This is a genomic window from Cytophaga hutchinsonii ATCC 33406 (genome assembly GCF_000014145.1).
Lineage (GTDB): Bacteria > Bacteroidota > Bacteroidia > Cytophagales > Cytophagaceae > Cytophaga > Cytophaga hutchinsonii.
Window position 1 is genome coordinate 1,355,673 of record NC_008255.1, and the last position, 24,243, is coordinate 1,379,915.

Annotated in this window: 22 protein-coding genes; 9 read left to right on the forward strand and 13 right to left on the reverse strand. The window is 40.4% G+C overall.

Annotated elements, in window-relative coordinates; translation table 11 throughout:
- Window positions 1-91: 91 nt before the first annotated feature.
- Both CHU_RS19525 and CHU_RS05730 read right to left on the reverse strand, forming a co-directional pair.
- Entirely contained in the window at window positions 92-265 is a 174-nt protein-coding gene (locus tag CHU_RS19525) for a hypothetical protein (RefSeq protein ID WP_187148220.1), read from the reverse strand.
- A gap of 12 nt (window positions 266-277) precedes the next feature.
- Complete coding sequence (locus CHU_RS05730; RefSeq protein ID WP_011584568.1) at window positions 278-586, reverse strand: helix-turn-helix domain-containing protein; 309 nt, start codon at window positions 584-586, stop codon at window positions 278-280.
- A 126-nt stretch (window positions 587-712) separates the two neighbouring features.
- Here CHU_RS05730 and CHU_RS05735 point away from each other — a divergent pair, with 126 nt between their 5' ends.
- Together CHU_RS05735 and CHU_RS05740 are read left to right on the forward strand one after the other, a co-directional pair.
- Window positions 713-1,087 carry a hypothetical protein gene (locus CHU_RS05735; RefSeq protein WP_238379351.1) on the forward strand — a complete coding sequence of 125 codons (375 nt, stop codon included), beginning with the start codon at window positions 713-715 and terminating at the stop codon, window positions 1,085-1,087.
- 157 nt (window positions 1,088-1,244) lie between these two features.
- On the forward strand, window positions 1,245-1,559 hold the full coding sequence (locus CHU_RS05740) for a hypothetical protein (protein ID WP_011584570.1): 315 nt from the start codon (window positions 1,245-1,247) through the stop codon (window positions 1,557-1,559).
- On the opposite strand, the gene CHU_RS19835 is transcribed toward CHU_RS05740, so the two are convergent.
- Together CHU_RS19835 and CHU_RS05750 are read right to left on the reverse strand one after the other, a co-directional pair.
- Window positions 1,545-2,501 (reverse strand): helix-turn-helix domain-containing protein, encoded by a 957-nt coding sequence (locus CHU_RS19835; protein WP_011584571.1) that lies wholly within the window; start codon window positions 2,499-2,501, stop codon window positions 1,545-1,547. The genes CHU_RS05740 and CHU_RS19835 overlap by 15 nt on opposite strands.
- Window positions 2,482-3,081 carry a GNAT family N-acetyltransferase gene (locus CHU_RS05750; protein WP_011584572.1) on the reverse strand — a complete coding sequence of 200 codons (600 nt, stop codon included), beginning with the start codon at window positions 3,079-3,081 and terminating at the stop codon, window positions 2,482-2,484. The genes CHU_RS19835 and CHU_RS05750 overlap by 20 nt, the downstream gene beginning before the upstream one ends.
- 289 nt (window positions 3,082-3,370) lie before the next feature.
- Between CHU_RS05750 and CHU_RS05755 the strand changes: the two genes are divergently transcribed.
- The 3 genes from CHU_RS05755 to CHU_RS05765 all read left to right on the forward strand — a co-directional run bounded on the left by CHU_RS05755 (window position 3,371) and on the right by CHU_RS05765 (window position 6,829).
- Window positions 3,371-4,039, forward strand: a complete 669-nt coding sequence (locus CHU_RS05755) for a hypothetical protein (protein WP_011584573.1) — start codon at window positions 3,371-3,373, stop codon at window positions 4,037-4,039.
- Window positions 3,990-4,688, forward strand: a complete 699-nt coding sequence (locus CHU_RS05760; RefSeq protein WP_238379352.1) for an ATPase — start codon at window positions 3,990-3,992, stop codon at window positions 4,686-4,688. Before CHU_RS05755 ends, CHU_RS05760 begins: the two co-directional genes overlap by 50 nt.
- 197 nt (window positions 4,689-4,885) lie before the next feature.
- Window positions 4,886-6,829, forward strand: coding sequence for an NACHT domain-containing protein (locus CHU_RS05765; protein ID WP_011584575.1), 1,944 nt, complete (start codon window positions 4,886-4,888; stop codon window positions 6,827-6,829).
- Between the two features lie 249 nt (window positions 6,830-7,078).
- Here CHU_RS05765 and CHU_RS05775 read toward each other — a convergent pair whose 3' ends face one another.
- The 4 genes from CHU_RS05775 to CHU_RS05790 form a co-directional block, all read right to left on the reverse strand.
- On the reverse strand, window positions 7,079-7,312 hold the full coding sequence (locus CHU_RS05775) for a hypothetical protein (protein ID WP_011584577.1): 234 nt from the start codon (window positions 7,310-7,312) through the stop codon (window positions 7,079-7,081).
- Window positions 7,309-7,713: a DUF5675 family protein gene (locus tag CHU_RS05780; RefSeq protein WP_238379353.1), complete on the reverse strand. Its 405-nt coding sequence runs from the start codon at window positions 7,711-7,713 to the stop codon at window positions 7,309-7,311. The genes CHU_RS05775 and CHU_RS05780 overlap by 4 nt, the downstream gene beginning before the upstream one ends.
- Before the next feature lie 11 nt (window positions 7,714-7,724).
- Complete coding sequence (locus CHU_RS05785; protein WP_011584579.1) at window positions 7,725-8,480, reverse strand: hypothetical protein; 756 nt, start codon at window positions 8,478-8,480, stop codon at window positions 7,725-7,727.
- A gap of 90 nt (window positions 8,481-8,570) precedes the next feature.
- Window positions 8,571-9,071 (reverse strand): thermonuclease family protein, encoded by a 501-nt coding sequence (locus CHU_RS05790; RefSeq protein ID WP_011584580.1) that lies wholly within the window; start codon window positions 9,069-9,071, stop codon window positions 8,571-8,573.
- Window positions 9,072-9,344: 273 nt separating this feature from the next.
- Here CHU_RS05790 and CHU_RS05795 point away from each other — a divergent pair, with 273 nt between their 5' ends.
- Complete coding sequence (locus CHU_RS05795) at window positions 9,345-9,545, forward strand: hypothetical protein (protein ID WP_011584581.1); 201 nt, start codon at window positions 9,345-9,347, stop codon at window positions 9,543-9,545.
- Window positions 9,546-10,151: 606 nt separating this feature from the next.
- Here the strand turns inward: CHU_RS05795 and pbpC are convergent.
- The 5 genes from pbpC to CHU_RS05820 form a co-directional block, all read right to left on the reverse strand.
- Window positions 10,152-12,476: a penicillin-binding protein 1C gene (gene pbpC, locus CHU_RS05800; protein WP_011584582.1), complete on the reverse strand. Its 2,325-nt coding sequence runs from the start codon at window positions 12,474-12,476 to the stop codon at window positions 10,152-10,154.
- A 4-nt stretch (window positions 12,477-12,480) separates the two neighbouring features.
- Entirely contained in the window at window positions 12,481-17,904 is a 5,424-nt protein-coding gene (locus tag CHU_RS05805) for an alpha-2-macroglobulin family protein (RefSeq protein ID WP_011584583.1), read from the reverse strand.
- Between the two features lie 61 nt (window positions 17,905-17,965).
- The gene (gene rsmG, locus CHU_RS05810) at window positions 17,966-18,589 is read right to left on the reverse strand and encodes a 16S rRNA (guanine(527)-N(7))-methyltransferase RsmG (RefSeq protein WP_011584584.1); all 624 of its coding nucleotides are present in this window, start codon (window positions 18,587-18,589) and stop codon (window positions 17,966-17,968) included.
- Window positions 18,590-18,650: 61 nt separating this feature from the next.
- Window positions 18,651-19,277 (reverse strand): RNA polymerase sigma factor, encoded by a 627-nt coding sequence (locus CHU_RS05815; RefSeq protein ID WP_011584585.1) that lies wholly within the window; start codon window positions 19,275-19,277, stop codon window positions 18,651-18,653.
- On the reverse strand, window positions 19,268-20,365 hold the full coding sequence (locus CHU_RS05820; protein WP_238379354.1) for a glycosyltransferase: 1,098 nt from the start codon (window positions 20,363-20,365) through the stop codon (window positions 19,268-19,270). The genes CHU_RS05815 and CHU_RS05820 overlap by 10 nt, the downstream gene beginning before the upstream one ends.
- Window positions 20,366-20,813: 448 nt before the next feature.
- Here CHU_RS05820 and tgt point away from each other — a divergent pair, with 448 nt between their 5' ends.
- From tgt to CHU_RS05835, 3 genes are all read left to right on the forward strand, one after another.
- Window positions 20,814-21,944, forward strand: coding sequence for a tRNA guanosine(34) transglycosylase Tgt (gene tgt / locus CHU_RS05825; protein WP_011584587.1), 1,131 nt, complete (start codon window positions 20,814-20,816; stop codon window positions 21,942-21,944).
- A 9-nt stretch (window positions 21,945-21,953) separates the two neighbouring features.
- Window positions 21,954-23,033 carry an LptF/LptG family permease gene (locus CHU_RS05830; protein WP_011584588.1) on the forward strand — a complete coding sequence of 360 codons (1,080 nt, stop codon included), beginning with the start codon at window positions 21,954-21,956 and terminating at the stop codon, window positions 23,031-23,033.
- A 135-nt stretch (window positions 23,034-23,168) separates the two neighbouring features.
- Window positions 23,169-23,999, forward strand: a complete 831-nt coding sequence (locus CHU_RS05835; RefSeq protein WP_041932221.1) for a mechanosensitive ion channel family protein — start codon at window positions 23,169-23,171, stop codon at window positions 23,997-23,999.
- The last annotated feature ends 244 nt before the right edge of the window (window positions 24,000-24,243 follow it).

The following is a 24,243-nucleotide window of genomic DNA, read 5'->3' on the forward strand; positions in this document are numbered from 1 at the left end:
GATATTTCTTTTTTCTAGATTCCAAGACGCATATTTTCCTACTTATTTGATTCTGTGAGAGAGCATAGATTAATTGAATTTCAATCTAGGCTTATCCATCAACTTGATAGTATTCTTCTGAAGTTCCATTATCTCTTATCCTTTCATCTAAAAGCTTTTTAAACTTACCAGTATCTAACTTCTCACCATACGCAAGCAAATCATACACACACATATATTTAAAAGACATTAGCAATCTGTTTAATTCGGAGAGTTTAATAGGCATACACCTCAAATATTAATCAAAACCTTCACTAAAGAATTCTTCTGCTGTCATCCCTAAAGCATTTATTACGTTCATCAAACTAGAAAAACGGATATCTTCTCCTGATTCATAACGTGAAAATTGTGATCGGGAAATATTGTGCTCATAGGCGAAAAAGTCGGCATTTGTATAACCCAACTTTTTACGTATTTGTCGGATTCTAGCTGCTAAAGCTTGAATATGTTTATCTGTTTTTTTGTTTACAACTTTTTTAGTCACCTTAGTTACCTTTTTGGCAGGATTGTTACCTAATTTTTTAGCTATTGCTTTTTTCTTTTCCATAAACAAAAGAAAAAAGTATCCTTTGTATAACTAACCATTAATTAATGGGAAACTATGTAAAGGATTTATAAATAATCATTATATTTGCTTATTATCCATTTTGATCAGCTATTTATGGAAACTACAATGAAATACAGCAAAGAAGAAATAATACTATTATTGCTCGCAGATATGAAGAGCAGAAGGCTTCTAATTGGGCTTGAAGCAACAGGTCTGGCAACAGATGATTTTAACTCAAATCTGGCAGATCTCATTTTTTCAAAAATTGACTTGCCAAAACAATATGAAGCACAGATGTATAACTGGTATGAAGATACAGTTTACACATTACTTGAAATAGATATGCATTATTTCAGAATACATCAGGAATTTTTAGCCCTTAAGTTTTATGATGCCATTCTTGAGAAAAAAAATCAATTAATTAATCAATTACCAGATACATTAGGTACACATTTTTATTCAATCTTATCTTGGCTGAAACTTAATAAATATAATAATTGATTGGTGCATTTCTTATCTTTTGTTAACCTCGAATAAATAATGAATACCTAATTTTGAATCAGCACTTAAGTTGACTGAGAAGAATCGAATCCGCTGAAAGCTACCCAGGCTTTCACGGATTTATTTATCAGTAAATTGGTTATATAAATTCGTTGGTATGAATACAGATAAAACAATTTTAGTAGACTTGATCGTAGAAGATCTTTGTTTACAGCAGTTATTGATCGGCATGGAAAATATTGGCCTTAAATCCCAATATGAGCCATCCATTCAGCATTCCATTGCAGCATTAATGGGAATAAACACAGATGAAATGTTTGATGAATGGTTTGACAAATATAATCCTATTTATGAAAAGGCCTTGCTTTTGAAATACCAGGATAAAAAATCGTTACGTTTATTGGCAGAAGCATTTATTATTTATCTGGATGGAGTAATCATACAAGAAGGATTATTGTTAAGCAATGAGTAATGAATATTCCAGCTTTGCTAAAAGTTCAGACTTTTGGCTCACACCTGTTTTTGAATAAATGTTACTTATATGTTTCGCTACAGTTCTGTCAGATATAAATAATTCTTCTGCAATTTCTTTGTACGTATACGCTTTTGCAAGCAGGTGTATAATTTCCCTTTCACGGGCTGTTAAATTAAAATCAGCGCAGTTTTCCTGAAAACGTTTTTCATCAAATACGATTTCAATTTCAGTGTTTTTAGAGTCATCTTTTGATAATAAAAGCATCTGGTATTCTAATCTTGATTCAGAAATCTTTTTTCTAATAGCAATAATAATTAAAAGAAGGAATCCTGCATTTGCTATTGTATTTTCTACCAATTGACTGCCGTCAAAATAAACAATAATAGGTAATGCAGTCCAGAATATAACAGTAATATATATGCCTGCCATTTCAATTTTAGAAAATGTCTGTATTAAATAGCTATATGCTTCCCGAATAGCTTTTGTAAAGCAAAAAATAAAACTCAGTGCATATATAAAAGGCACAATTACCACCAGTTTTCGGCTTAGGTTTATATCTCCGGTGAAATAATAAGGAACTACAAAACACATGAAAAATGGCATGAATAAAAAAACCACAGAGCCCCAATACGCATAAAACTTAAGAGATGCCAAATTAAAAGATTTATAGATGTAATAGGGTAGGTAAAATGATAATAACAGGCCTCCGGAATATGCAATGGTATTTTGTACCTCTATAGATAAGGGTATGTTTTTATCGGGCAGGAAACCGCTTACACTATTATAATATACAGCAAATAAAAGCAACAGAAGAAAACGTAATCGTTGTATGTCGGTTGGCCGTGAAAAATAATAAATGATCTGAAATAGAAAGAAAATAAATTCAACAACCAAAATAAAAAAAACGAAGATGTGAATTTCAGTTCCAGGCAAGAGCATGATGAATATTTATTTCTTTTTTAAGAATGAATAACGAATATCCTAGGCGTAATTCCTGAATAATTTCAAATCCGTTTTTTTTATACCAAGGTAAATTTGACAGCGTGGATGTTTCTAAATATACAGGCAATCCTATTTTAGTATATAATTCAGTTATTTCGTTAAGCAATGTACTTCCATAGCCTTTACCTTGCTCTTTTGGAGCAACTCCTAAAAACCATAAGTGTGCATAGGAATTTTCAGCATGAGCATTTTTGATTGCTTCTTCTCTTTTGAGAATTTTTGACACCTTCTTTATGCCGCTGCATAATAATAAAAAGCTAATGTCAAGTTCAATACTCTTTAATGTTACTTTTTTTTTATGTGGAAGTAAAACTAAGCCACACGCTTTTTTATCATCAGATAAGTAAACATTACCAAAAAGCATGCACATATCAAAGGCATATTCCATCAGCGCTTTGATTTGAGCAGAACGGTTTTTCCCTCCTCTGATAACATATTCTACACTCTTATTTGAATTAAAAGATTGAGTAAGAATTTCTATAGCAGCTTTTCTATCTGAGTAAGTAGCTTCGATCATTATTTAATAATAGCTTAATAATGTTTCAAAATTAAATAACGAAATCTCTTAACACAAGCAAAAAAGTATTGCTTTCCAAAATCTTAACATAGGTTATAAGTAATGTGTAATAAGTGTATATAATGCCAATAAATAGCATATACGTATATGCATATGTATGATAAATACGTAGAAAAATACATGAACAAATGTAAAGAATACGCTATAGTATGTATTTTATATATCGCAGTACCTTTCAATTTTTGTTCATCGCAACTCAGATTAATTTTTTACACAAATCACATTATAAATGAACTACATTAAGCATCTAAATAAAGTTTTTGAAAGTATTTATTACGACGAAAGATTAACGCCAAGCCATGTATCATTGTATATGGCATTATTTCGGCAATGGAACATACACCGGTTTAAAAATCCCTTATTGTATCAACGCTTGGAAATAATGAAAGGAGCGTGCATTGGTTCACTGACAACATATACAAAATGCCTCAAAGAACTGCATGAATGGAAATATATCAATTATAAGCCGAGCCGGAATTCGAACAATTCATCCATTAGCATGTACAGTTTCTGTACATCAGTATGTACAGGTGCAAGTACAGACACATGTACAGAAACTGTACATGAAAGTGTACATGTATTATATATAAACAATAATAAACAGAATAAACATAGGGGAAACGAAAATACATCCCCAACCCATAATGAGGTTAAAGAATTTTTTAATGAAAAAGAATGGCCGGAACAGGAAGCAGATACATTTTTTTTTCATTACCAGGCAACGGGTTGGTGTACCGCTAATCAAACAAAAATTCAGGATTGGAAAGCCGCTGCTCAAAAATGGATGTTAAAAAAAGTAAAATTTGACACCAGTGAAAGTGTAAATAAATCAACACATAAAAATATAAATGAAAAATTACACACCAATACAGACAGAAACTACTCAGAACCACTCTAAGTCAGCAGGTATGAATAATCAAACAGAAAAGGTACTTGATTTTGATGAATGCATTACATTTTTAAATAAAAAAGGTAAAGAACTTTTCGGATTAAAATTTTTTATTGATCCCGCAGATTATGAAGTGGTTTATAAAATATTGATCTACATTATAAAAGACGAAAGGAATGCGCAACGCCATAAGATTAGTTTGGATAAAGGCATCATGCTTTCTGGGCCTGTAGGATGTGGTAAAACAACACTCATGAATCTTATGAATCATATAATTCCTGTAGCAAACAGATACATTGTTCGTTCATGTAGATTAGTGAGTTATGATTTTATATCACAAGGGTATGATGCTATTCACAAATACAGCTATCAGTCATTTAAGAATAATAAAAAAGTAGTTACACCACAGGCTTGGTGTTTTGATGACTTAGGCACTGAAAGCAGTCTTAAATACTATGGTAATGAATGCAACGTAATGGCTGAAATTCTGCTCTCACGGTATGATTTGTTTATAGAAAAAGACATGGTTACTCATATTACTACAAATCTAGTAGCAGAAGAAATCGAATCGTTTTACGGAGTCCGCGTAAGAAGCCGCATGCGTGAAATGTTTAATCTCATTTCGTTTGATAGAAATTCAAAAGATAAACGTGTATAATTTAATTAGTATTAATTATTGTAATTTAGAATATAAAGAAGTTGACAATCGGATATTTATAGCTAGTATTTTTCCAATTATAAAGAAAATTTATATTTTTATAATTTTTTAAAATAATATTTGTCATATTGTAATGCGTAATTATAGTTAAAATTTTTTAATAATATTTGTGCGAATAAAATAATATCCCTAAAAGCATGGAAAAATCAGAAATAATTAAAAGTTTAATAACTGTTTCAGCACCTTTGATTTCTAGTATAACTGATTCATTTTTAAAGCCTAAAATTAAAGAACTATCGGATATATTCTCAATTAAGACAAAAAATTTCGAGCATTTAATTGAAAATAAATTTAATAAATACCTAATAAATTCATATGAAAAGTATTCAATAATAAATACGATTGTATTTCATAATCAACAGAAGTTATTAAAGGAATTATACATTCCATTAACAGTTGTAAATTCAGATAAGCAATCATTTGTAATTGATAATTACAATGAAAAATTATTGTCAAATTTTCAAAGAGTATTAATTACTGACACAGCTGGCATGGGTAAATCCACAATAATGAAAAGAATTTTCCTTTCAATTATTGATGAAAATAAAGGCATTCCTATATTAATTGAATTAAGGAGGTTGTCAAAATCTAAGGACATAATAGATGAAATTATTGAACAGTTGTCAACCATTAACGAAGTAGTTGATAAAAGTTTTGTTCTTCATTTAATTCAGAAAGGAGATTTTATCTTTTTATTAGATGGATTTGACGAAATTCCTTTAGATAGTAGAAAAACTGTGACAAAGCAAATTCAAACATTTATTAATAAAGCAGGCAATAATTTTTTTATCTTAACATCACGTCCTGAAACAGCGCTTTCATCATTCGGTGATTTTAAAGAATTTAAAATTAATTCTCTTACAAAATTGCAAGCATTTGAATTATTAACAAAATATGACCACAATGGTACCTTGTCTAAACAATTAATCAAAAAATTAAAAGAACATCAATACGAAAATATTGAAGAGTTTCTGCACAATCCTTTACTAGTTTCTTTATTATTTGCTGCATATGAACATAAACAAACTATACCTCTTAAAAAACACATATTTTATAGGCAAGTTTATGACGCTTTATTTGAATCCCATGATTTAACAAAAGGTGATTCTTTTATAAGGGGGAAGTTTTCGTTACTAGATATTGATGAGTTTCACAGAGTATTAAGACATATAGGTTATAATTGTATAATTAAAGGTAAAATTGAATTTACAAAAGATGAAATTTTAAACTTAATAACAGAAGCCAAGGGGTTTACAAGTGGATTAATATTTAAAGAATCAGATTTTCTAAAAGATTTGATTAATACGGTACCACTTTTTACTATTGATGGTATTTATTACAGATGGTCTCATAAATCATTACAAGAATACTTTGCAGCACAATTTATTTTTTTGGATTCAAAAGAAGCTCAAAAAGACATTTTAATTAAAATTTACAAACATTCAGATTCTGATAGATTTCTTAATCTATTGGATTTGTATTATAGTATCGATTACAAATCTTTTAGTGAGGTTATAATATATAATTTATTAAACGATTTCTTTGTTTATTTGCAGGAATCGTATAAGTATATTAACAGTGAACATAAAAAAGAGAGGCAACTTATTACTTTTGCATATGATTATGTGTTTATTAAATTTTCGTTAGATAAACACAAAGATCTAAAAAATTTATGGGCTAATGCCTCTGATGGAATTTCCAATAAAGATTGGGAACTATTAATTAATCCTGTTTCGAATGAAGAAAAAATAAATTTCATCAAAGTTCCAGTAAGTAAAAAATTTACAGCTAAAATTTTAGGTTTTTTGTTAATGAAAAAAGAAAAATTTGTTAAAGTATATAAAGTAGTTAATGAAAGGAATATAATTATTGATATTGAGGATTCAATTCCTTATTTTTTAACAGATAATAAAAAGTTAATATTAAATTCAACAGATATATTTAAAAAAACTAATTCTTTAATTATTATATTTAATCATCAAGGTATACTTACTATTGATGAAGAACAAGGGCAAAAAGCTTTAAAAAAAATTAGGGAATCAATGACAAAAAACACAAAAGATAGATTACTTAATTTTTGATTTATTATGAACGTATATTTCTATCACAAAATAGAAATATACTAGAAAAGGCCTCAGCAAAAGAAGCCTTTTCTAATTAACTATTTTTTCTTTTTGATAATTCTTACTAATCCTTTAAGGTTTAACGATACAATAAAACTTACCGTTGCGCCAATTGCTGCCAATAAACAGGTTTTGACCAAATCATCTGAATGTATATTGGAAAGGACGCTCAAAAGCGTCCCTCCAACAGTGCAGAAGATTGTTCCGTTATTGTTCTGTATTTGGCTCATCTTGCTTTGTAGATTCAACCGCTGTTTGACTAACAGCCGTTAATACAGCACCTGCAACTATGACATAGCTAGCTATAGAAACAACAGCGATAGGAACAGCAATAGGAGATGCAATAATTGTAGTTCCTGCAGCAGCTAAACTTAAACCAATGGTTCGTAACACTTTGAAGAATTTTGGCGTTGGAGATTTTACTCGTTGTACTACATTCATAATAAAGTAGAATTTGAAGGTTTAATTGTTAGATAAATGGAGTTGCCTTTTTTAAACTCGGGGCCAACTAGATCCAATAGCTTTTTTAAAGCATGTTTAGAATCTAACCCAATTCCGGTTCGGATTATTTCAGTAACAGGCGCAATACATCCGCGTAATTCTTTTAGTGCATCATTTGCTGGATGTATAGTTATAAACCTTCTGTTCGTAACATTTTCTATCCCTAAATGCCAGTCAAATTTTTTACTAAAACATCTGTGCAGTTTATATCTGCCCTCTGGTATACATGAAATACTAGTTGAATTATTTAGCCAAGGCAACTCAATAGTTTGGCAAATAAGTTTTTCTTCATAAAACAGGTTGCCATCAGTTGGTAATCCTGTTTTATAGTTTCTTTCCAATAGTAGGTCCATTATTCAACATGAACAATCTCAAGGCAATTATAAGCCCCATTTTTCAGAGAGTATTGTACATTGTTGATTTCCTGATAAAATTCCAGTGCAAGTAAATGCATAACGGTAGTGTCAGTCGTAATTATAGGCGCTTTAGTAGGCGATAATTGTAAAATCCCTCTGTCTGCAGTTAATTCTAGATTTACAGGTAAAGAGTATTGTACATCGGCTTTACCGGTAGCGAAATCAATGCTTAAAAACGCGCTTTTTAATGTTACATGGGTAGCGCCTTGGGGACCTTCAATTTCATTAAGAGGAGATAGGTCATCAATTGTAATTTCACCCGTTGCTGGATCTAGCACTAAAGGCTTAAATAGAATAGTTCCCAATAATGCATCAATATTGAAATTGAATTTTCTTAGAAACGCTTTTCCCTTATCTGTTTTAATCCCCGTTGCGACATTCCGGCTGCCGCGTGCGCTTGTTTTATCTTCTTTAAGAATAAAGCTCATAACCTGAGTAAGTCTGGCTGTAACTTTGCTATCAGAAGCATTCTTCATAAAACTGCGGATTGCATCACGTAGCATTTTTCCGGATGTTCCTGCCATACCAAACTCCTGTGCGTTTTCACGTGTCCGTTGAAATTTGGGATCACTTTCAAATTTACTTTTGGTAGAGGGTAATTGTTCTTTAACGATAAGCCCGTCTTTGGTTCTGAGGAATGTCATCCCGCCGATTGTTCCATCAATTTTTAATAAGCCTTTTTGTCTAGCCATGATAATTTTTTATGTGTGGATGTTGATTAATTAGATACTGCATTACAGGCATAATGAAGTAGCAATAGTTATCCGTGATTGCATAGATGCTTAGTTGCAGCCCATGCAATATTTTTGTTTGTTCGGGTAGTTATAATTTCTGAATAACCACGGCGGACAAACCGAGTCTTTTCCGCAATGCCAGAGGCCTGCTTTATCTAGTATGGCATCCTGCATACATTGTTTTAACATTGCCTCATGAGAATAAGTAGAATAGTGCCAGGCATAACCCTTTCTGATAAGTAGGCTGTCCAGTCTCTTGCCATCAACATATGCATTAACAAGCACGCGTCCATACAAGTCTCTTGTGTGTGCGGTAATCAGGATTTTTTTGCCTGCTACTATTTTACTTAGCGCTTGGTACGATTCGTATCCGTAGGTTTGTGAAAGTTCCGGTGCATCAATAGAAGCAAGGCGGCACGTGTAGGATCGGTGTTTCCATACCGCTACAAATGTATCACCATCTTTTATGCGGGTAATTCGCGCAGGTTGTTGAGAATAGGCAGTACTCATTAAGAGTAGCGTGGACAGAATGAAAATAATCTGTTTCATTTTTTTTAGGTTGGTTATTGAATTAATAAATAATGACATGTACACTTTCATGTACAGATTCCCCCATAAGTCAATAAAGACAAGGTTTGTGGAGAATAGATTGGATAACATAAATGTTTTTTTCATTGCCTGTAATAATTTGTTATGCAATTTTACAGCGTTAAAAAATCAGAAGGAATGCAACTATGTCATACTGGTATTAAGAGGTAGTATATTGCATCAAAAGATCACAAATGGTATAAATTGTAACAAAGCGTAATAAATAGTACTGCTATGAAAAAAATGCACCGCGCAATAATCTATGCAAAGGATATTCAGCTAATTACAGGAAAAGGGCTGAGGTCTGCTCGCTACATGATGCAGAAAATTAAAATTTCATTAAACAAATCACCGGAAAGTCTGATCACCATTGATGAATTCTGTGTTTACGCAGGCATTGATAAGGAAGATATCATGCATCTCATAATTGATTAAAGTACAATTCATGTATCAAGTAAGTACGACTTAAGTATGAAGGGAGTACGCAGACAGTACGAAGGGAGTACGGCGACAGTATGAGAGGAGTATGGGGACAGTACGGAGACAGTATGAAGGGAGCATCAATACTACACGGATAGTAAAAGGAAAGACTAAAGAAAAACCATAGTGCAAGAACTAAATATGTATGTCAGGAGCATAAAATAAGTTCACTAAGATAGGCCAGTTGAAAGTCAAAATAGAAATGTGGTCATCACTGAACCTGAAAATTATCTCGCTTATTAATTACTTCGTGGCCATTTGGATAGTATTATGTAAGACCTGTAATAAATATTAATATGGGATTTTTTTATACGTATATTAACATTCGACATTTATCTTGGTTGTTTTATTGAAGTGTCGAGTTTGCTACACGTATTTGGTCGCTATGTATTAGCGTTTATATTTAGTAATGATTGCTCTTGTTTTAAAGGGCGTATTCAATACGCCCTTACGGTAATGGGCGTAGTTGTTTGACAGGTATCGCAAGTACCAACCTGCGTTCACGTATGGGCGAATCGCATGCGCCTGATTTTATGCAGCAATCACATCCGCGTTCCACAACTAATAAAACCCAACCGTAATTTTTATACTGCTGTTGCGGCCCTGGTCGTCGCTGCACGCTATCTTGGTTACACCTTCCTGCGGTAAAAAAAATACTTCGTCTTTCGGGCCCGCTTCCTGGTAAAACCTGCCGTTGATATACCAATATACTTTACGTACATCATTGGGTACAATGCTTTTTAATTGCAGTTCAGTAGGTACCGCCCGTTCAATCAGGTATTCTTTATTGGCTACAGGCATTACAATCTTCGGGTGCTGCTCTTCCATCACCCGTATGCACATGGGGTTGTGTACCGGCGGCTTTTCATACGGTATGTGCTGGCTGTCATAAAAATCTGCCAGTGCCACACTCAGGTTGGGGTACAGCTTAACGGTATAGCCGCCATCCGGTATGCACGAGGTGCAGTAGCTGTACTGCCCGTTTGCCGCAACCGTATATTCTTTCAGGTGCATGCACACCGCATTGGTTGATACCTTCGGTATATACTGGTCTATCATGCTCTCCGTGCAGTGCGGGCCCATCGGCAGCCCGCTGTAGGTGCATACCGTACGCAGCCCCAGTTCCTTCGGTTTAAAGAACCAGTGCTGCTGCGAATTATAATCCAGCGTGTTGAACAGCTCAAACAGCAGGGGCGTGGCAATGTCTGCCCCGGTAAGTTCATGTACACCGGTGGCATCAAAATTGCCCACCCATACACCAATGGTATATTTCTGGTTGTAGCCGATACACCAGGCATCCTTGCGGCCAAACGAAGTGCCGGTTTTCCAGGCAATGTGCGGTATGTGAAAACTGCTCTGCATGTTGTTGGGCAGGTCGGGGCGGGTAATCTGCGTTAAGATCTCCGAGATCATATACGCCGAAGATTCGGAGAGCACGCGGCTGGCCAGGCTGTCAGCGTCCTGCTGCAGGGTTGCGTAGTGATAGCGTATGCCGTGCTGCGCAAAAACCGTATACAGGTGTGTGAGCTCTTCCAGCGTTACGCCGCAGCCCCCCAGCGATACCGAGAGGCCCAGGTGTGCCTGGTCGCGTTTGATCTGCTTAAAGCCGTTCTTGGCCAGCACCTGCGTAAAGGCATTGGGCGTGATCTGTTCAATGGTTTTCACCGCCGGTATGTTCAGCGAATAGGCCAGTGCTTTTTCAACCGATACCAGCCCGTTAAAGTGTTCATCAAAGTTGGTGGGTACATAGCCGTCAAAATTGGTGGGAATATCTTCAATCACCCTTTTGGGCGTAAGCAGTCCTTTGTCAAAAGCCATGCCGTAGATAAAGGGTTTCAGTGTGCTGCCCGGCGAGCGGATGGCGTTTACGCCGTCTACCTGTCCGTCGTGTTCGCTGTCGTAAAAATCATTGGCGCCGATATAGGCTTCCATGCGGCGGGTTTCATTGTTGTAGATAACCAGCGCGCTGTTGTGTATGCCCAGCTGGCGTATGCGTGCCATGTAGTTGGTCAGGATCAGCTGTGCGCGTTCCTGCGTGGTTACTTTAAGGGTGGTGCCGATCTCCGTTGCCTTCGGGTATTTTTTATGCAGGCGTATGCTCAGGTGCGGCGCCCGTTTGGGCAGCGGCTTGCGGCTGGCGTATACATCTTCTTTCAGCGCGTCCTGTATGCGCTGGGGTTCAAAGATACCTGCTTCGCCAAACCGTTTCAGCCATTTGTTGCGTTCCGTTTTCAGCAGCGCGCGGCTGCGCTGCGGGTTAAGCGATACGGGGCGGTTGGGTATAATGGTGAGCGAAACAATTTGCGCCAGGCTCAGCTGCTCCGGCGATTTCTGGAAGTACAGCAGCGAGGCCGCTTTTACCCCTTCAATGTTAGAGCCGTAGGGCACAAAATTAATATACAGCTCCAGGATCTCTTCTTTGCTGTATACCCATTCGTATTGCAGGGCCCGGAAGGCTTCAATGATTTTGTTCAGATAGGTACGTTCCCGTGGTTCCAGCAGGCGCACCACCTGCATGGTAATGGTAGAGGCGCCGGAGGTTTTCTTCAGATGAAGGGTATTGTTGAAAGCCGCCCGCATCAGCGCCAGTACATTGATACCCGGGTGGTAATAAAAATAGTTGTCTTCTTTATGAATGAAGGCCGTCTTCAGGTCGGGGTGCAGCTCACGCGTGCTGATCTTAAAGCGCCATTTATCGTCGCGGCTTAAGAAGGCATGAATCACCTCATTTTTGTCGCCTGTAACCACCGTTGAATAGGAGGGCACCGGCGGCAGCGGAAATAAGGCGTTGAGGATAAAAAACAACAGCACCAGGCCTGCTGTGATTGCTGCAAACCTGGTGACGTGTTTTTTGTATGCGGTAAAAAAGGTACGGATCGGGTGCATGCAATTATTTTTCCGTCACGGTTATGGTTCCCAAACCATTGTAGGAATGGTATTCACCGTTGTACATGGCATCGGCGCTGCATGGCCCCAGTTTGAATGTACCCACACTTACCGCGCGCACCATATAGTAATAGTACTGCGTTGTGTTGGTTGCGGTAACAAACATATTGATGCGGTCGTCGCGGATATCAAAGTGTTCGGGGGTAGCGGCGTTTTTGATCCAGCCTGCATCCGAATAGTCATTCAGCCTTGGGTTCTCAATTTCAAAACCGGCCGGCAGCATATCGGTCAGTACCACATTCTGCACGTGTGAGCCATCGGTAGAGCTCACCGCGATGCGTACCACCACCAGGTCATTCTGTTTAAAACGGTTGCCCGTAATTGCGTTGCCGTTGCGGTCGTAGAACTGTCTGCGTACACTCAGGTAGCTGTCTTCTTCTTTCACCTTGCCGGTTTCGCTGATCCCTTCCGCTTCCCATGAATAGTAAATGGTGCCGGTACCTTTGGCGTTGATGGTAACGGTTTTGTTCGATTGGTTTTTAGTCGTAAGGAAGGTGCTGCCGGTAAATGTACCCAGCACGCCATCCGTGCTTCTGATATCGGCAGTGGCCGTACCTGCCGCATTCTTACGGGCAATCTTGCCCAGCGCAATCAGCGCAAAGGCATTTTCCTGCGTGTTCAGATAGCGGCGGTGCTTTAATTCATCGCTCAGGTGTTTGGTCATGATGCCGATCTGCGGGTTGTTCGGATCGTTTTCAACCAAGGCATCCAGCGCAATGGCCATATCGCGCACATAGCTGTAATAGCTGCCGCCAAAGCTGTTGATCGATTTTTCATTGTCAAACGATTTCGGGCTCAACGTACGGTACGATCCCTGGTCGCCGGTGCGCAGGTAGGTAGAAGCCAGTAAATAACGGCTGTCTACGGCCAGCAGATCCGGGTTGCTCTTATAGAAGTTCATCACCGAAACATCCTGCTGGTTGTTCAGGCTCAGTACATACAGCGAGTAGAAGATCTCTTTCGCCGCGATTACCCGGTTTGCTTTTTTGCCGGCACCGTCATAATAGTAATAGGTATACTGTCCTTTCTCTTTTACTTTTTCTTTCAGGTAGCTGGTGGCTTTATCAATCACCTGGCTCGATACGTCGTAGCCCGCTTTCTTCGCTTCAATCAGGAAGTGCGTGGCATACGCCGTTCCCCACCAGTCGCCTTCGTAGTGGCCCGGCCAGTAGCTGAAGCTTCCGTTATACGTCTGGAAGGTATAGATGCGGTTTACACCCGCCTGTACCATTTCTTCCGGCGAAGCACCGGTATAGTTTACCTGTTTCAGTTCTTTCATCAGATCGCGCAGGTACAGCTGCGGGAAGGCGCGTGAGGTGGTCTGCTCAATACAGCCATACGGATACCCGATCAGGTAACTTAAGTTGTCGGTAAAGCCTGTAATCGGTGAACGGTTCACCAGGATACGCGTTGTTGTACTTGATGGAATGAAATCGTTTGTAAGCGTAACGTTTGCCGTGCTGCCGCCGGCTACAAAGCCGGAGCCGCTTACTTTGATCAGCGAGCTGGCCGGACGCACCGTGATGTCGGTCTCTTCGGTAAAGGTTTCGCTGATCGCTTTAATCGTTGTGGTGATTTTAGCCAGGCCGGTTTTTTTATCCGCAACCACGGTAAAGTATACCTGTTTTTCCGAATTCGCCGCGATCTGTACATTCTGGTTTGCCGCACCGGAAACACGTACAGCACCTGTGGTGCCAATGTTTACGCTGGCGCTCATCGGTTTGGCGGTTGTATTGCTCATGGTTACCGGCATGGTTAAAGAGTCGCCCGGGCTCAGGAAGCGCGGCAGGGAGGTAGATATAACAATCGGGTCCGCCACTTTCATGCTTTTCTGCGCACTGCCGAAACGGTTGTCTTTATATACAACAGCCATGATGCGCAGGTCGCCGGAGAATTGCGGAATATCAATCTCGTAACATACTTCTCCGCTGGAATTGGTTTTTAAGATGCCGCTCCAGAAGGTAACCAGCTTCACGCGTTTGTTGGAGAGCGGGTTGGCACGTTTGCTGAGGTTGTACCCATCCCCGCCGATACGGCTGCTGCTGGTGCTGAGCTCAGATAATAAACGCGCGTACACATCATACGAGTTTACTTCAAGCGCACGTTTGCGGTAGAAGAACCCATACGGGTCAGGCGTCTGGGTGTTTTTTAACTGAAGGATTCCTTCATCAATTACCGCGATGGTAACCTGTATGTCAGACTCTGCTTTTGTTTTGATGCAGATCTTCTGTCTGGTTCTGGAACGGCTCTTCTCAAGGGCAATAATCTCAACCGGCAGTTTGTTTTCCGCTTTGTTTACAGAAAGGTTCTGGAAACCATGTGCCACCGTAAGCGGCACACGCTGGTCGCTGTTTGGTTTAATCAGTGTGGCGGAAATATATACGTTGGGCAGGTACGCGTCTTTTAACGCAAGGGTCATGCTGGCAGAACGGTTGTTTGTTTCCAGCACCTTGTATTCATACACCTGGTTGCGTTCAACGGTAACAATCAGCTTGCCTTCAAACGGTGTCTTGAATAACAGTTTGGCTTCATCTCCGGTGTTGTATGCTGTTTTGTCGGTTTCAATGGTTACTTTACCTTCCGTGTTTACTTCAAACGAGGTGGAAGAAGTGGTGCCCCAGCCATACGCATAGAAATAGTTGCTTACATACGATTGTGCATCCGGTGCATACACACGGATCTCATATTCGCCGGAAAGCGTAGGCGTGAAGATGAATGGCTGTCCCGGCCGGCTGATCGAGATGGTTTTATTTTCCATCACACGCACCTTGCGCTGCGATACATACCGGTAGTCGTCTCCATACGTGCGCTGCATCACCGTCTGCCAGTCGTACTTGATCACTTCCACACGGGCAGAAGCCGCAACGGCTTCCCCGGCGCGGTTCACCGCAATCAGCGGAATGGAGAATGCCTGGTTGGTGTTTACATAATTATCGGTATACTGAATACCGAAGAACGTTTCCTGTGTATACACATCAAAGCGGTTTACCTGGTGTACCGGCCTGCCGGATTCGTCAAACACCGTAGTAAAGATCTTGCCCTGCAGTACGCCGCAGTTTTTATAGGCCGCAGAGAAGGTGAAATCCTGTTTGCCTTTGCCTTCTGCATCGGTGGTGCCTTCTCGTACTTCATTCTGGAATTCGTTATAGGAAGAAGCGTTGATACCGAAATCATAATTCGGGTATTTGGCTGCGCTGAAATATTTGCGGCTCAGCGATAATTCCGCTTCGTAGTTTCTGTTGGATGCCGGCGGGCCGAATAAGTTCATCGCCTGTATGTTCACCGTGAGCGGTTCGGAAAGACTCAGCGCCTCTTTGTTTACCGTAGAAGTAACTTTAATGCGGTCTGGCATGAACTCTTCCACACTGATATTAACCGCGTTCAGCAATACATTGGTAGAGGTGTACAACTCAATGGAATAGGTGCCGGTTACCGTTGATTCAGGCAGTTTGAACGAAGTAGCGAATGCGCCCTGTTCGTTTAAGGTACCGCGGATATTCTGGAAGTCTTTTCCGTTCGGCAGCAATACCTTCACTTTTACAGGTACATTTTTTAATACCTGCCACTGTACATCACGCACCACGTTGTTGATGTATACCGTTTCACCCGGGCGGTAGATCTCTCTGTCGCCGTAGATAAAGGCATCGTAACCGGTTTCATTTTCTTTTGAACCACCCGTTTCGTATTCGGTATTTTCTACATAACTCTGATTGAAATGCAGGAAGTTGAAATCACTGCCGTTTGTTGCGGTGATCATGCGTACATTAAAATTCCGGATCTTGTTCTTCAGGTCGGTAATGTGGATCACACCGCTGCCGTCTGTTTTGGTTGTGTACACCGTCTGGTTGTTGTGGCTGATGAGGTTGATTTCCACACCGCTGATGGCTTCGTTTGTAAGAATGGAATTGGTCATGATGAGCATGTCATCTTTCCCCTGTTTGGCAATCAGCCCGATATCAGAAATGGAAACGAACTTGGAGTCGCGCAGCCACTGGTCTTCGGTAGAGGTTACTTTTACAATGTAAATACCTTTAAACTGATTAATGTCATTGAAGTTCAGATTCAGTAACGGTGTTCCGTTTACTTTCTTTAAATTCTTTGTTTCAATTTCTTTGGTGTATACAACATCACCAATGTCTTCCAGTCCGTAGTACGAGGTGCCGTAATCGCTGTAATAATATTCCTCGTCGTCATAGTACTCGTAATTGCCGATGCTGTTGTTGCGGAAGAACGATAACACGTTGTTTGCATACACCTTGTACACGGTTACTTTTACCTTAGGTACGTTGATGATGCGCACGGCTATGTTTTTGTTTCCTTTGCTGCTGAGGTAAACGCCTTTCTGAGATACAAAGCTGATGGCAGGTTTCGGTGTGCCGAATAAAATGGTTTCGGTGAAATCACTTTTTAACGTTCCGCCGAAAATGCCGGTCAGTTCTTTTTTGATCGTCAGTTCATAGCCTTCTCCGGAATTGAAATTTCCTTTGATGTAGAAACCGCTGGTCTGTTTTTCAATGGTGACCGGAAGATCCGGCTCCAGTACAATCAACGACTGGATCTGATCGGTTGTGATCTCCTGGTTGGTAACTACATTGATGTAGCCGTCTTTGTCTGTATATTCAGCGGTTACACCCGTGATCTGGAAATCAGATTTGGAGGTGATAAACGTTTCTACGCTGATCTCTTTATCCGTGCTGTACGGGCTTTCAACACATTTCAGTCCGGCCTTGATCTGGATGGCTGCTTTTTTATTGTCATACGAAACAGCCGCTTCCGAAATCCCCACGTCAATGGTGTTGCTTACGGCTGTTGTGTAGATGTCAACCGCAACAGGCTTGCCATCGATGCTAATGCTTAAGAGTTCTTTTAACTGGGAAGGGTTTATTTTATAATTGAACGTTAACGCCATGCGTACTTCGTTCACCGATTTGTTGCTTTCTTTTTTTGCCCAGAAATTTCCTACCTGTATAAGGTTCAGGTAAGGTGTGTGGAACGCAAAAGAAGTTTCATCACCGAGCTTCATTTTTTTATCGCCCGATTCAGTTTCCAGTGCCGGCGAGAGTACGGCTTTATAATCTGTACTGGCCGCGAAGCCGGTAGTAGGCGAGAAGGTTAATTCGTTTGGTGCCGTCCATTTGAACATCCCTTTTACTTCAGGTGTAAAAACAACAAGCGGGTTTGCTGTCCACGTATCCAGCGCGCTGTCTCCTGCAATCTCTTCGGTAAAAACGATCACAATGTTTTGCTGCAGATCTACTTCATCCTGCGTGTTTGTTTCTTTGATTTCAATGACATTCTTTTTGCTGCAGGCCGCCAGGCACAGCATGAACAGGCAACAGGCTGTTAGGGTTTTAATAGAGGATAACATAAGGTTCGGTCGTGTTAAAAAGTGAACGACGGAAGCTACGAATATTTATATCAAAAAAGAATCAGAATGCAGGTACGTGGACTACTTTTTTTGTGTCGAAGAATTCCTCTTCAAAAAACATGTTCAGGTCGTACTCATAGGCCGGGCGGTTCAGTTCCTGGATCTCTTCATCCAGGTCACCACCTTTTAAATATAAGATACCGTTATTCAAATCGTTGAATTGTTCGTCGCTGAATTTCTTTGCTACCCAACCCCAGAAAGGTTTGAAACGCGTAACGGCTCTGCTCACAACAAAGTGGTATCTGTCGGTAACATCTTCGGCACGGCCATGCGTAGTGCGGATGTTTTTAATGCCCGCTCCGGCGCTTACTTCTTCTACTACTTTAATCTTTTTGCCAATGGAATCGATCAGGTGAAAATCCGATTCAGGGAACAGGATGGAAAGAGGGATACCCGGAAAACCACCGCCCGTGCCCACATCCAGAATCCTGGTGCCGGGCTTGAAGGCCATCACCTTAGCGATTCCCAACGAATGTAAGACGTGGCGCTCATACAGCTGGTCTATATCTTTTCTTGAAACGACATTGATTTTTTCGTTCCATTCGGTATACAGGCTGTGTAAGGCACCAAACTGTTTTACCTGTTCGGGGCTCAGATGCTTGAAATATTTTTCGATGATTTGCAAAACGGGGTGGGGTAGATACTTGAACGCTCCAAGGGGCTAAAACCCTAGGAGCGTTAATAATTTAAATGGAATCCTTACGGTTCTTTACTAAGTCTAACAGGAGTTCGCGTGCACGGTGCAGCTGTGCTTTAACAGTACCAAGGGGAGCTTCGATCGCTACGGCGATCTCTTCGTAGGAGTACTCTTCAAAATATCTCAAACGCACTAAGGTTTGATATTTAGGAGGAAGCTTGCTTACAATGGCCTGAATGATTTCGATCTTCTGACTTTTAATGGTTTCTTCAAACGGTGTCAAGTTACTGTCCTTAATATCCATTTCGGTGTGTTCGCCATTATCATCCTTGTAGGTAGAAGAAATACTGGTTGTTACCAGTTTCTTACGACGGATGAAATCAATACAGTTGTTCGTTGCAATACGGAACAGCCAGGTACTGAAGGTAAAGTCAGGATTGAATTTATGTAAATTCTTAAATGCTTTCGCAAATGCTTCAATCGTTAAGTCTTCCGCATCATCCACATTCCGGATCATTTTCAGGATCATGTGGTAGACAGGTTTCTTGTAGCGCGACATCAATTCGGCAAACGCTTTCTCATCACCCGATGTCTTAGCTCTTTCTACTAATAAAAAGTCCTTCTTGGCTTTTTCTGAAAACTCTCTTCCTTCGGGAAGGTCATTCGTTACTTCCATTTCTTAATAGGTACTGCTGTGTTATATAAACCAGCGAATAGTAGATAAATCAAATAGACTATTTCAGCAATGGGAAGAAAGAAGATTGAAACAGGTACATTCCACTTCCGACCCATACACACAAAAATACTTATAAATATACATGTTCTCAAAATATAAAAGAGCATTATCTCAGCAAAATTGAAGGATATGCCCGAATAAATGATTCCGGCGTAGAAGATTGTACTGCAAACGGGGTATATACATAAGTTAATCAATACCCCAATTGGGTATTTTTTCCCCGCATGCAGATGGCGGTGTTTCTGTCGCCACCAAACGCTGAATCCTTCTGCTGGCCTGCTAAGCGTGAAACTTTCGGTATTAATACAAACTGTTGTATTCCTTCCCGTCGCCAGCCGCTGTATCAACAGATCATCATCTCCGCCAAGATGGCCCCCATATTTTCCAAAGCCGCCAGTGTTGATAAATAGTTGCTTTGAATACAACAAATTTCTCCCGACAGCCATGTATGGTTTGCCTAAAATGGCCCAGCCTGTATATTGAAATGCGGTAAATAAGGTCTCAAACTGAATGAACGTATTCAAAAAGCCTGGTCTTTTTTCATACATGGAAATACCCAGACAGATGGCTTTGTCTTCTTTGGCGGCCATCATTCCGCTGATCCAGCCATCGCTGGCAGCCCGGCAATCAGCGTCGGTTAGCAAAATCCAGTCATACCGGGCAGCTTTTATGCCGGTCTGCAGGGCAGCCTTTTTAGGGTGAACACCTTGGGTTTTCCCGTTTACTTCAATGATTCGTAAGTTTTTATTAGATAATGATTTAAGATAAGAAACAGTGCCGTCAGTACAGCGGTCGCACACTACAATGATTTCAAAAAGCGGATAGGATTGGTTTAAGACAGAAGGAAGAAACTGACTCAGGTTCTCACGTTCATTGTGTGCAGCAATCAGAACGGTTACACCTTCGCTGGAAATGGTTTCCGGTAAGGTTTTTCTGAACGGAATGGAACATAGAAGCAGCAACAGATAAGCAACCGACACTATTCCGGTGATAAACAAAAGGATTTGAATAAAGATCGGTTGGTTCAAAGGATTTTTTTTCAATAATAAGGAAAAATAATGGAAAGGCGTAGGGGCGTATTGCATACGCCCCTGTCCGGTATTATATATGTCCACCAGTCCCACGATTGATTTCCCATGGTTTAAACCATGGGTTGGTAAGAGTTAATATAAAACGATACAGACATAAAAAATAAAGGGATTAAAATCCCCCCAGCCCACGATTTTAATCGTGGGAACACCCCAACACCCCAACACCCCAACACCCCAACACCCCAACACCCCAACACCCCAACACCCCAACACCCAACATCCATCGTGGGAACATTAAACGGCCCCCAGCCCACGTCCGCCGCGGCGGATTAATCGTGGGAAGACAAATCATGGGAGCATCAAACGCGGTAACATCAAATAAAAGCACAAAACGGCTTTATCTCCTAAATAAATAAAGGTAATTTAGCATACTTAACCGATTACCATGTTTTATAAAATTGAACACAATGATATTGGAACCAGTGCGCGGGCTGGTGTAATAACCACCGATCACGGAACTTTCGAAACACCTATTTTTATGCCGGTTGGTACAGCTGGTACTGTAAAGGCGATGCATCAGCGTGAGCTTGAGCAGGAAGCGGATGCCCCTATCATTTTAGGGAATACCTATCACTTATATTTACGTCCGGGGCTGAACATTATTGAACAGGCAGGCGGTTTACATAAATTTATCGGCTGGAAACGTTCTATCCTCACAGACAGCGGAGGTTTTCAGGTTTATTCTTTATCGGGTATCCGGAAAATTAACGAGGAAGGGGTAAAGTTCAAATCACACATCGATGGCTCGGCACATTTCTTTACGCCGGAAAGTGTGATGGACATTCAGCGTACCATTGGCGCAGATATTGTAATGGCCTTTGATGAATGTACGCCGTACCCGTGCGAATATGAATATGCGCGCAAGTCGATGGAAATGACGCACCGCTGGCTGGGTCGCTGTGTAACGCGTATGGCAGAGACAGAGCCGAAGTACGGATATCAGCAGCATCTGTTCCCGATTGTACAGGGAAGTGTATATAAAGACCTGCGTCTGAAGTCGGCCGAAGTGATTGCTGAAGCAGGCTGTGTGGGAAATGCCATTGGCGGGTTGTCGGTGGGTGAACCGGCAGAAGAAATGTATGCCATGAGTGAACTGGTTTGTTCGGTACTGCCCAAAGACAAACCCCGTTATCTGATGGGGGTAGGCACGCCGGAAAATTTACTGGAAAATATTGCGCTGGGTATAGATATGTTTGATTGTGTAATGCCGACACGTAATGCCCGCAACGGCATGCTGTTTACTACACAGGGCATCATCAACATCCGTAATAAAAAGTGGGAGAACGATTTTACTCCGCTGGATCAGGGCCTAGATATTTACCTCAATGATTATTATACCAAAGCATATGTTCGCCACCTGGTGCACAACAATGAAATGCTGGGTGCGCAGATAGCAACAATACAGAATATTTCGTTTTACCTGTGGCTCATGCGTGAAGCGCGTAAGCAGATCGTAGCGGGCACGTTCCGGGAATGGAAAGAACGTATGGTAAAACAATGCATGCAACGTTTATAAAAACTGGTTGTGAAAAAACTCGATCTCTATATCATTAAGAAGTTCCTGGTAACATACTTCTTTGTTGTACTCATGTTTATGCTGGTCATCACTGTTATTGATATAACAGAGAAGATGGAAGATTTCATGAAACACAAACTCAGTATATGGTTTATACTGGTGGAATATTATTTCGCCTTTATTCCCTATATGGCCAATCTGCTGAGTCCGATCACTATTTTTATTGCCACCATATTTGTTACCGCGAATCTGGCGGCCCGTACGGAGATCATTGCCATGCTCAGCAGCGGGATGAGTCTGACACGGATCATGTATCCGTACCTGATCGGTTCTATCCTGATTGCCTTCATGGTATTTTACATGAGCGGCTGGCTGATTCCGCATGGAAACAAGAAACGGGTGGATTTTGAAAAGAAATACATTAAGAGTACATTTTTTTATGAAGGAAGAAATGTACATATGAAAACCGCGCCGACTACCTATGTATATATAGAAAGCTACAACAGCGAGATCAATGTCGGATACCAGTTTACACTGGAAACCATTATTGATAACCGTCTGGTAAGTAAACTTAAAGCGGCCCGCATGAACTGGAACGACAGTACAAAAAAATGGCGCATGGAAGAATATTTTATCCGCCGCTTTACAGAGGACGGTAAGGAAGAAGTATTTAAAGGGAGAGGGCTGGATACGGCATTAACCATTACACCGAAAGATTTCGAAGATACGTATATGCTTTTTGAAACATATGATATGGGCGAACTGAATAATCAGATTGCACTGCTGGAAGCACGCGGTTCAGAAAATATCAGTACCTACATAACTGAAAAATATCAGCGGTACACGTATCCTTTTTCCGTGATCATCTTAACCCTGATCGGAGTGATCGCATCTTCGCGTAAGTCAAGAGAAGGCGCCGGCTTAACCATTGCATTTGGTTTCCTGCTGGCATTCGTTTACATTATTTTTATGATTACGAGCCGCAGTCTGGCTAATGTCGGCGGTATTGGCCCCTTGTTCGCTTCGTGGATACCAAACATTGTCTTTATTGTGATCGGTTTGATTATGTACCGCAGGGTGCCGAAATAAATAAACCGTCAGCCGCCGTTATTGGTGTTTAGTGAGCCTGAAATCTAAGTTTTACGCGGATTGTCACCCGGGTGTCACCGGCAAACAGACGGATAGATAAATAAAATAGTATACATACATTTGACAAATACCCATATGCCCGAATTAGCAAAACCTGAATTTGTTTCAGTAGATCATTTAAAAAGTGTTACCGACAGCATTATTTCATATCTGCCTACACTGGCGTATAGTTTAGCCGTTCTGTTTGTTGGCTTCTGGTTAGCGAAACGACTGGATAAAGGTTTAGCAAAATATTTTAATAAGCGTAACTACGATGTTTCGCTGGAAGGTTTTATCCGCAGCCTGGTAAGTGTGGGCCTCAAGATCATTATTGTACTTACGTTTGCCGGTATGATCGGTTTGCCCACAACCTCTCTGCTTGCGGTATTTGGTGCTGCGGGTCTGGCGGTAGGTCTGGCACTTCAGGGCTCATTGGCAAACTTTGCTGGTGGCGTGTTAATCCTGATCTTTAAACCGTTCAAAGTAGGCGATGTAATCAGCACACAAGGCGAAACAGGAGAGGTGCAGGAGATTCAGATCTTCAATACGATTTTATTGACACCGGAAAATAAAACGGTTATCCTTGCCAACGGTTCTGTTTCAAACGGAACAATTGTGAATGTAACCCGTCACGGTAATTTAAGAGCAAGCTTACGTATCGCGATTGATTTTTCAGAAGATCTAGACCATGTACGAAGCATTATCATGGGTGTATTACAGAATGAACCCCTGGTTCTAAAAACACCAGAGCCGTCTGTAATTGTAGTAGAATATGCAGAAAGCGCAATTGTATTATCCGTAAGACCGTATGCAAATGTAGCTGATTTTGGTCCGATGCAGACAGCCGTATACGAAAAGATCCGCAAGGAATTCATCGCACACGAAGTTAAAAGCCCGGAAATCAAACGCACATACGTACAACCGTAGGGGCAAATTGCATTTGCCCCTGTTAACATTGCATTTGCCCCTGTTAACATTGCATTTGCCCCTGTTAACATTGCATTTGCCCCTGTTAACATTGCATTTGCCCCTGTTAACATTGCATTCGCCCCTGTTAACATTGCATTTGCCCCTGTTTGCCATTGCATTCGTCCCGTCCAGCGTTTAATTCCGCCATTCCGCCCGCAGGCGAAATGGTCAAATGAAACGCTGGACGGCACGATCGAATACG

Coding starts and splice junctions, on each gene's coding strand:
- CHU_RS19525 (WP_187148220.1), bottom strand. CDS start 265: ATGCCTATTAAACTCTCCGAATTAAACAGATTGCTAATGTCTTTTAAA.
- CHU_RS05730 (WP_011584568.1), bottom strand. CDS start 586: ATGGAAAAGAAAAAAGCAATAGCTAAAAAATTAGGTAACAATCCTGCC.
- CHU_RS05735 (WP_238379351.1), top strand. CDS start 713: ATGAAATACAGCAAAGAAGAAATAATACTATTATTGCTCGCAGATATG.
- CHU_RS05740 (WP_011584570.1), top strand. CDS start 1,245: ATGAATACAGATAAAACAATTTTAGTAGACTTGATCGTAGAAGATCTT.
- CHU_RS19835 (WP_011584571.1), bottom strand. CDS start 2,501: ATGCTCTTGCCTGGAACTGAAATTCACATCTTCGTTTTTTTTATTTTG.
- CHU_RS05750 (WP_011584572.1), bottom strand. CDS start 3,081: ATGATCGAAGCTACTTACTCAGATAGAAAAGCTGCTATAGAAATTCTT.
- CHU_RS05755 (WP_011584573.1), top strand. CDS start 3,371: ATGAACTACATTAAGCATCTAAATAAAGTTTTTGAAAGTATTTATTAC.
- CHU_RS05760 (WP_238379352.1), top strand. CDS start 3,990: ATGAAAAATTACACACCAATACAGACAGAAACTACTCAGAACCACTCT.
- CHU_RS05765 (WP_011584575.1), top strand. CDS start 4,886: ATGGAAAAATCAGAAATAATTAAAAGTTTAATAACTGTTTCAGCACCT.
- CHU_RS05775 (WP_011584577.1), bottom strand. CDS start 7,312: ATGAATGTAGTACAACGAGTAAAATCTCCAACGCCAAAATTCTTCAAA.
- CHU_RS05785 (WP_011584579.1), bottom strand. CDS start 8,480: ATGGCTAGACAAAAAGGCTTATTAAAAATTGATGGAACAATCGGCGGG.
- CHU_RS05790 (WP_011584580.1), bottom strand. CDS start 9,071: ATGAAACAGATTATTTTCATTCTGTCCACGCTACTCTTAATGAGTACT.
- CHU_RS05795 (WP_011584581.1), top strand. CDS start 9,345: ATGAAAAAAATGCACCGCGCAATAATCTATGCAAAGGATATTCAGCTA.
- pbpC (WP_011584582.1), bottom strand. CDS start 12,476: ATGCACCCGATCCGTACCTTTTTTACCGCATACAAAAAACACGTCACC.
- CHU_RS05805 (WP_011584583.1), bottom strand. CDS start 17,904: ATGTTATCCTCTATTAAAACCCTAACAGCCTGTTGCCTGTTCATGCTG.
- CHU_RS05815 (WP_011584585.1), bottom strand. CDS start 19,277: ATGGAAGTAACGAATGACCTTCCCGAAGGAAGAGAGTTTTCAGAAAAA.
- tgt (WP_011584587.1), top strand. CDS start 20,814: ATGTTTTATAAAATTGAACACAATGATATTGGAACCAGTGCGCGGGCT.
- CHU_RS05835 (WP_041932221.1), top strand. CDS start 23,169: ATGCCCGAATTAGCAAAACCTGAATTTGTTTCAGTAGATCATTTAAAA.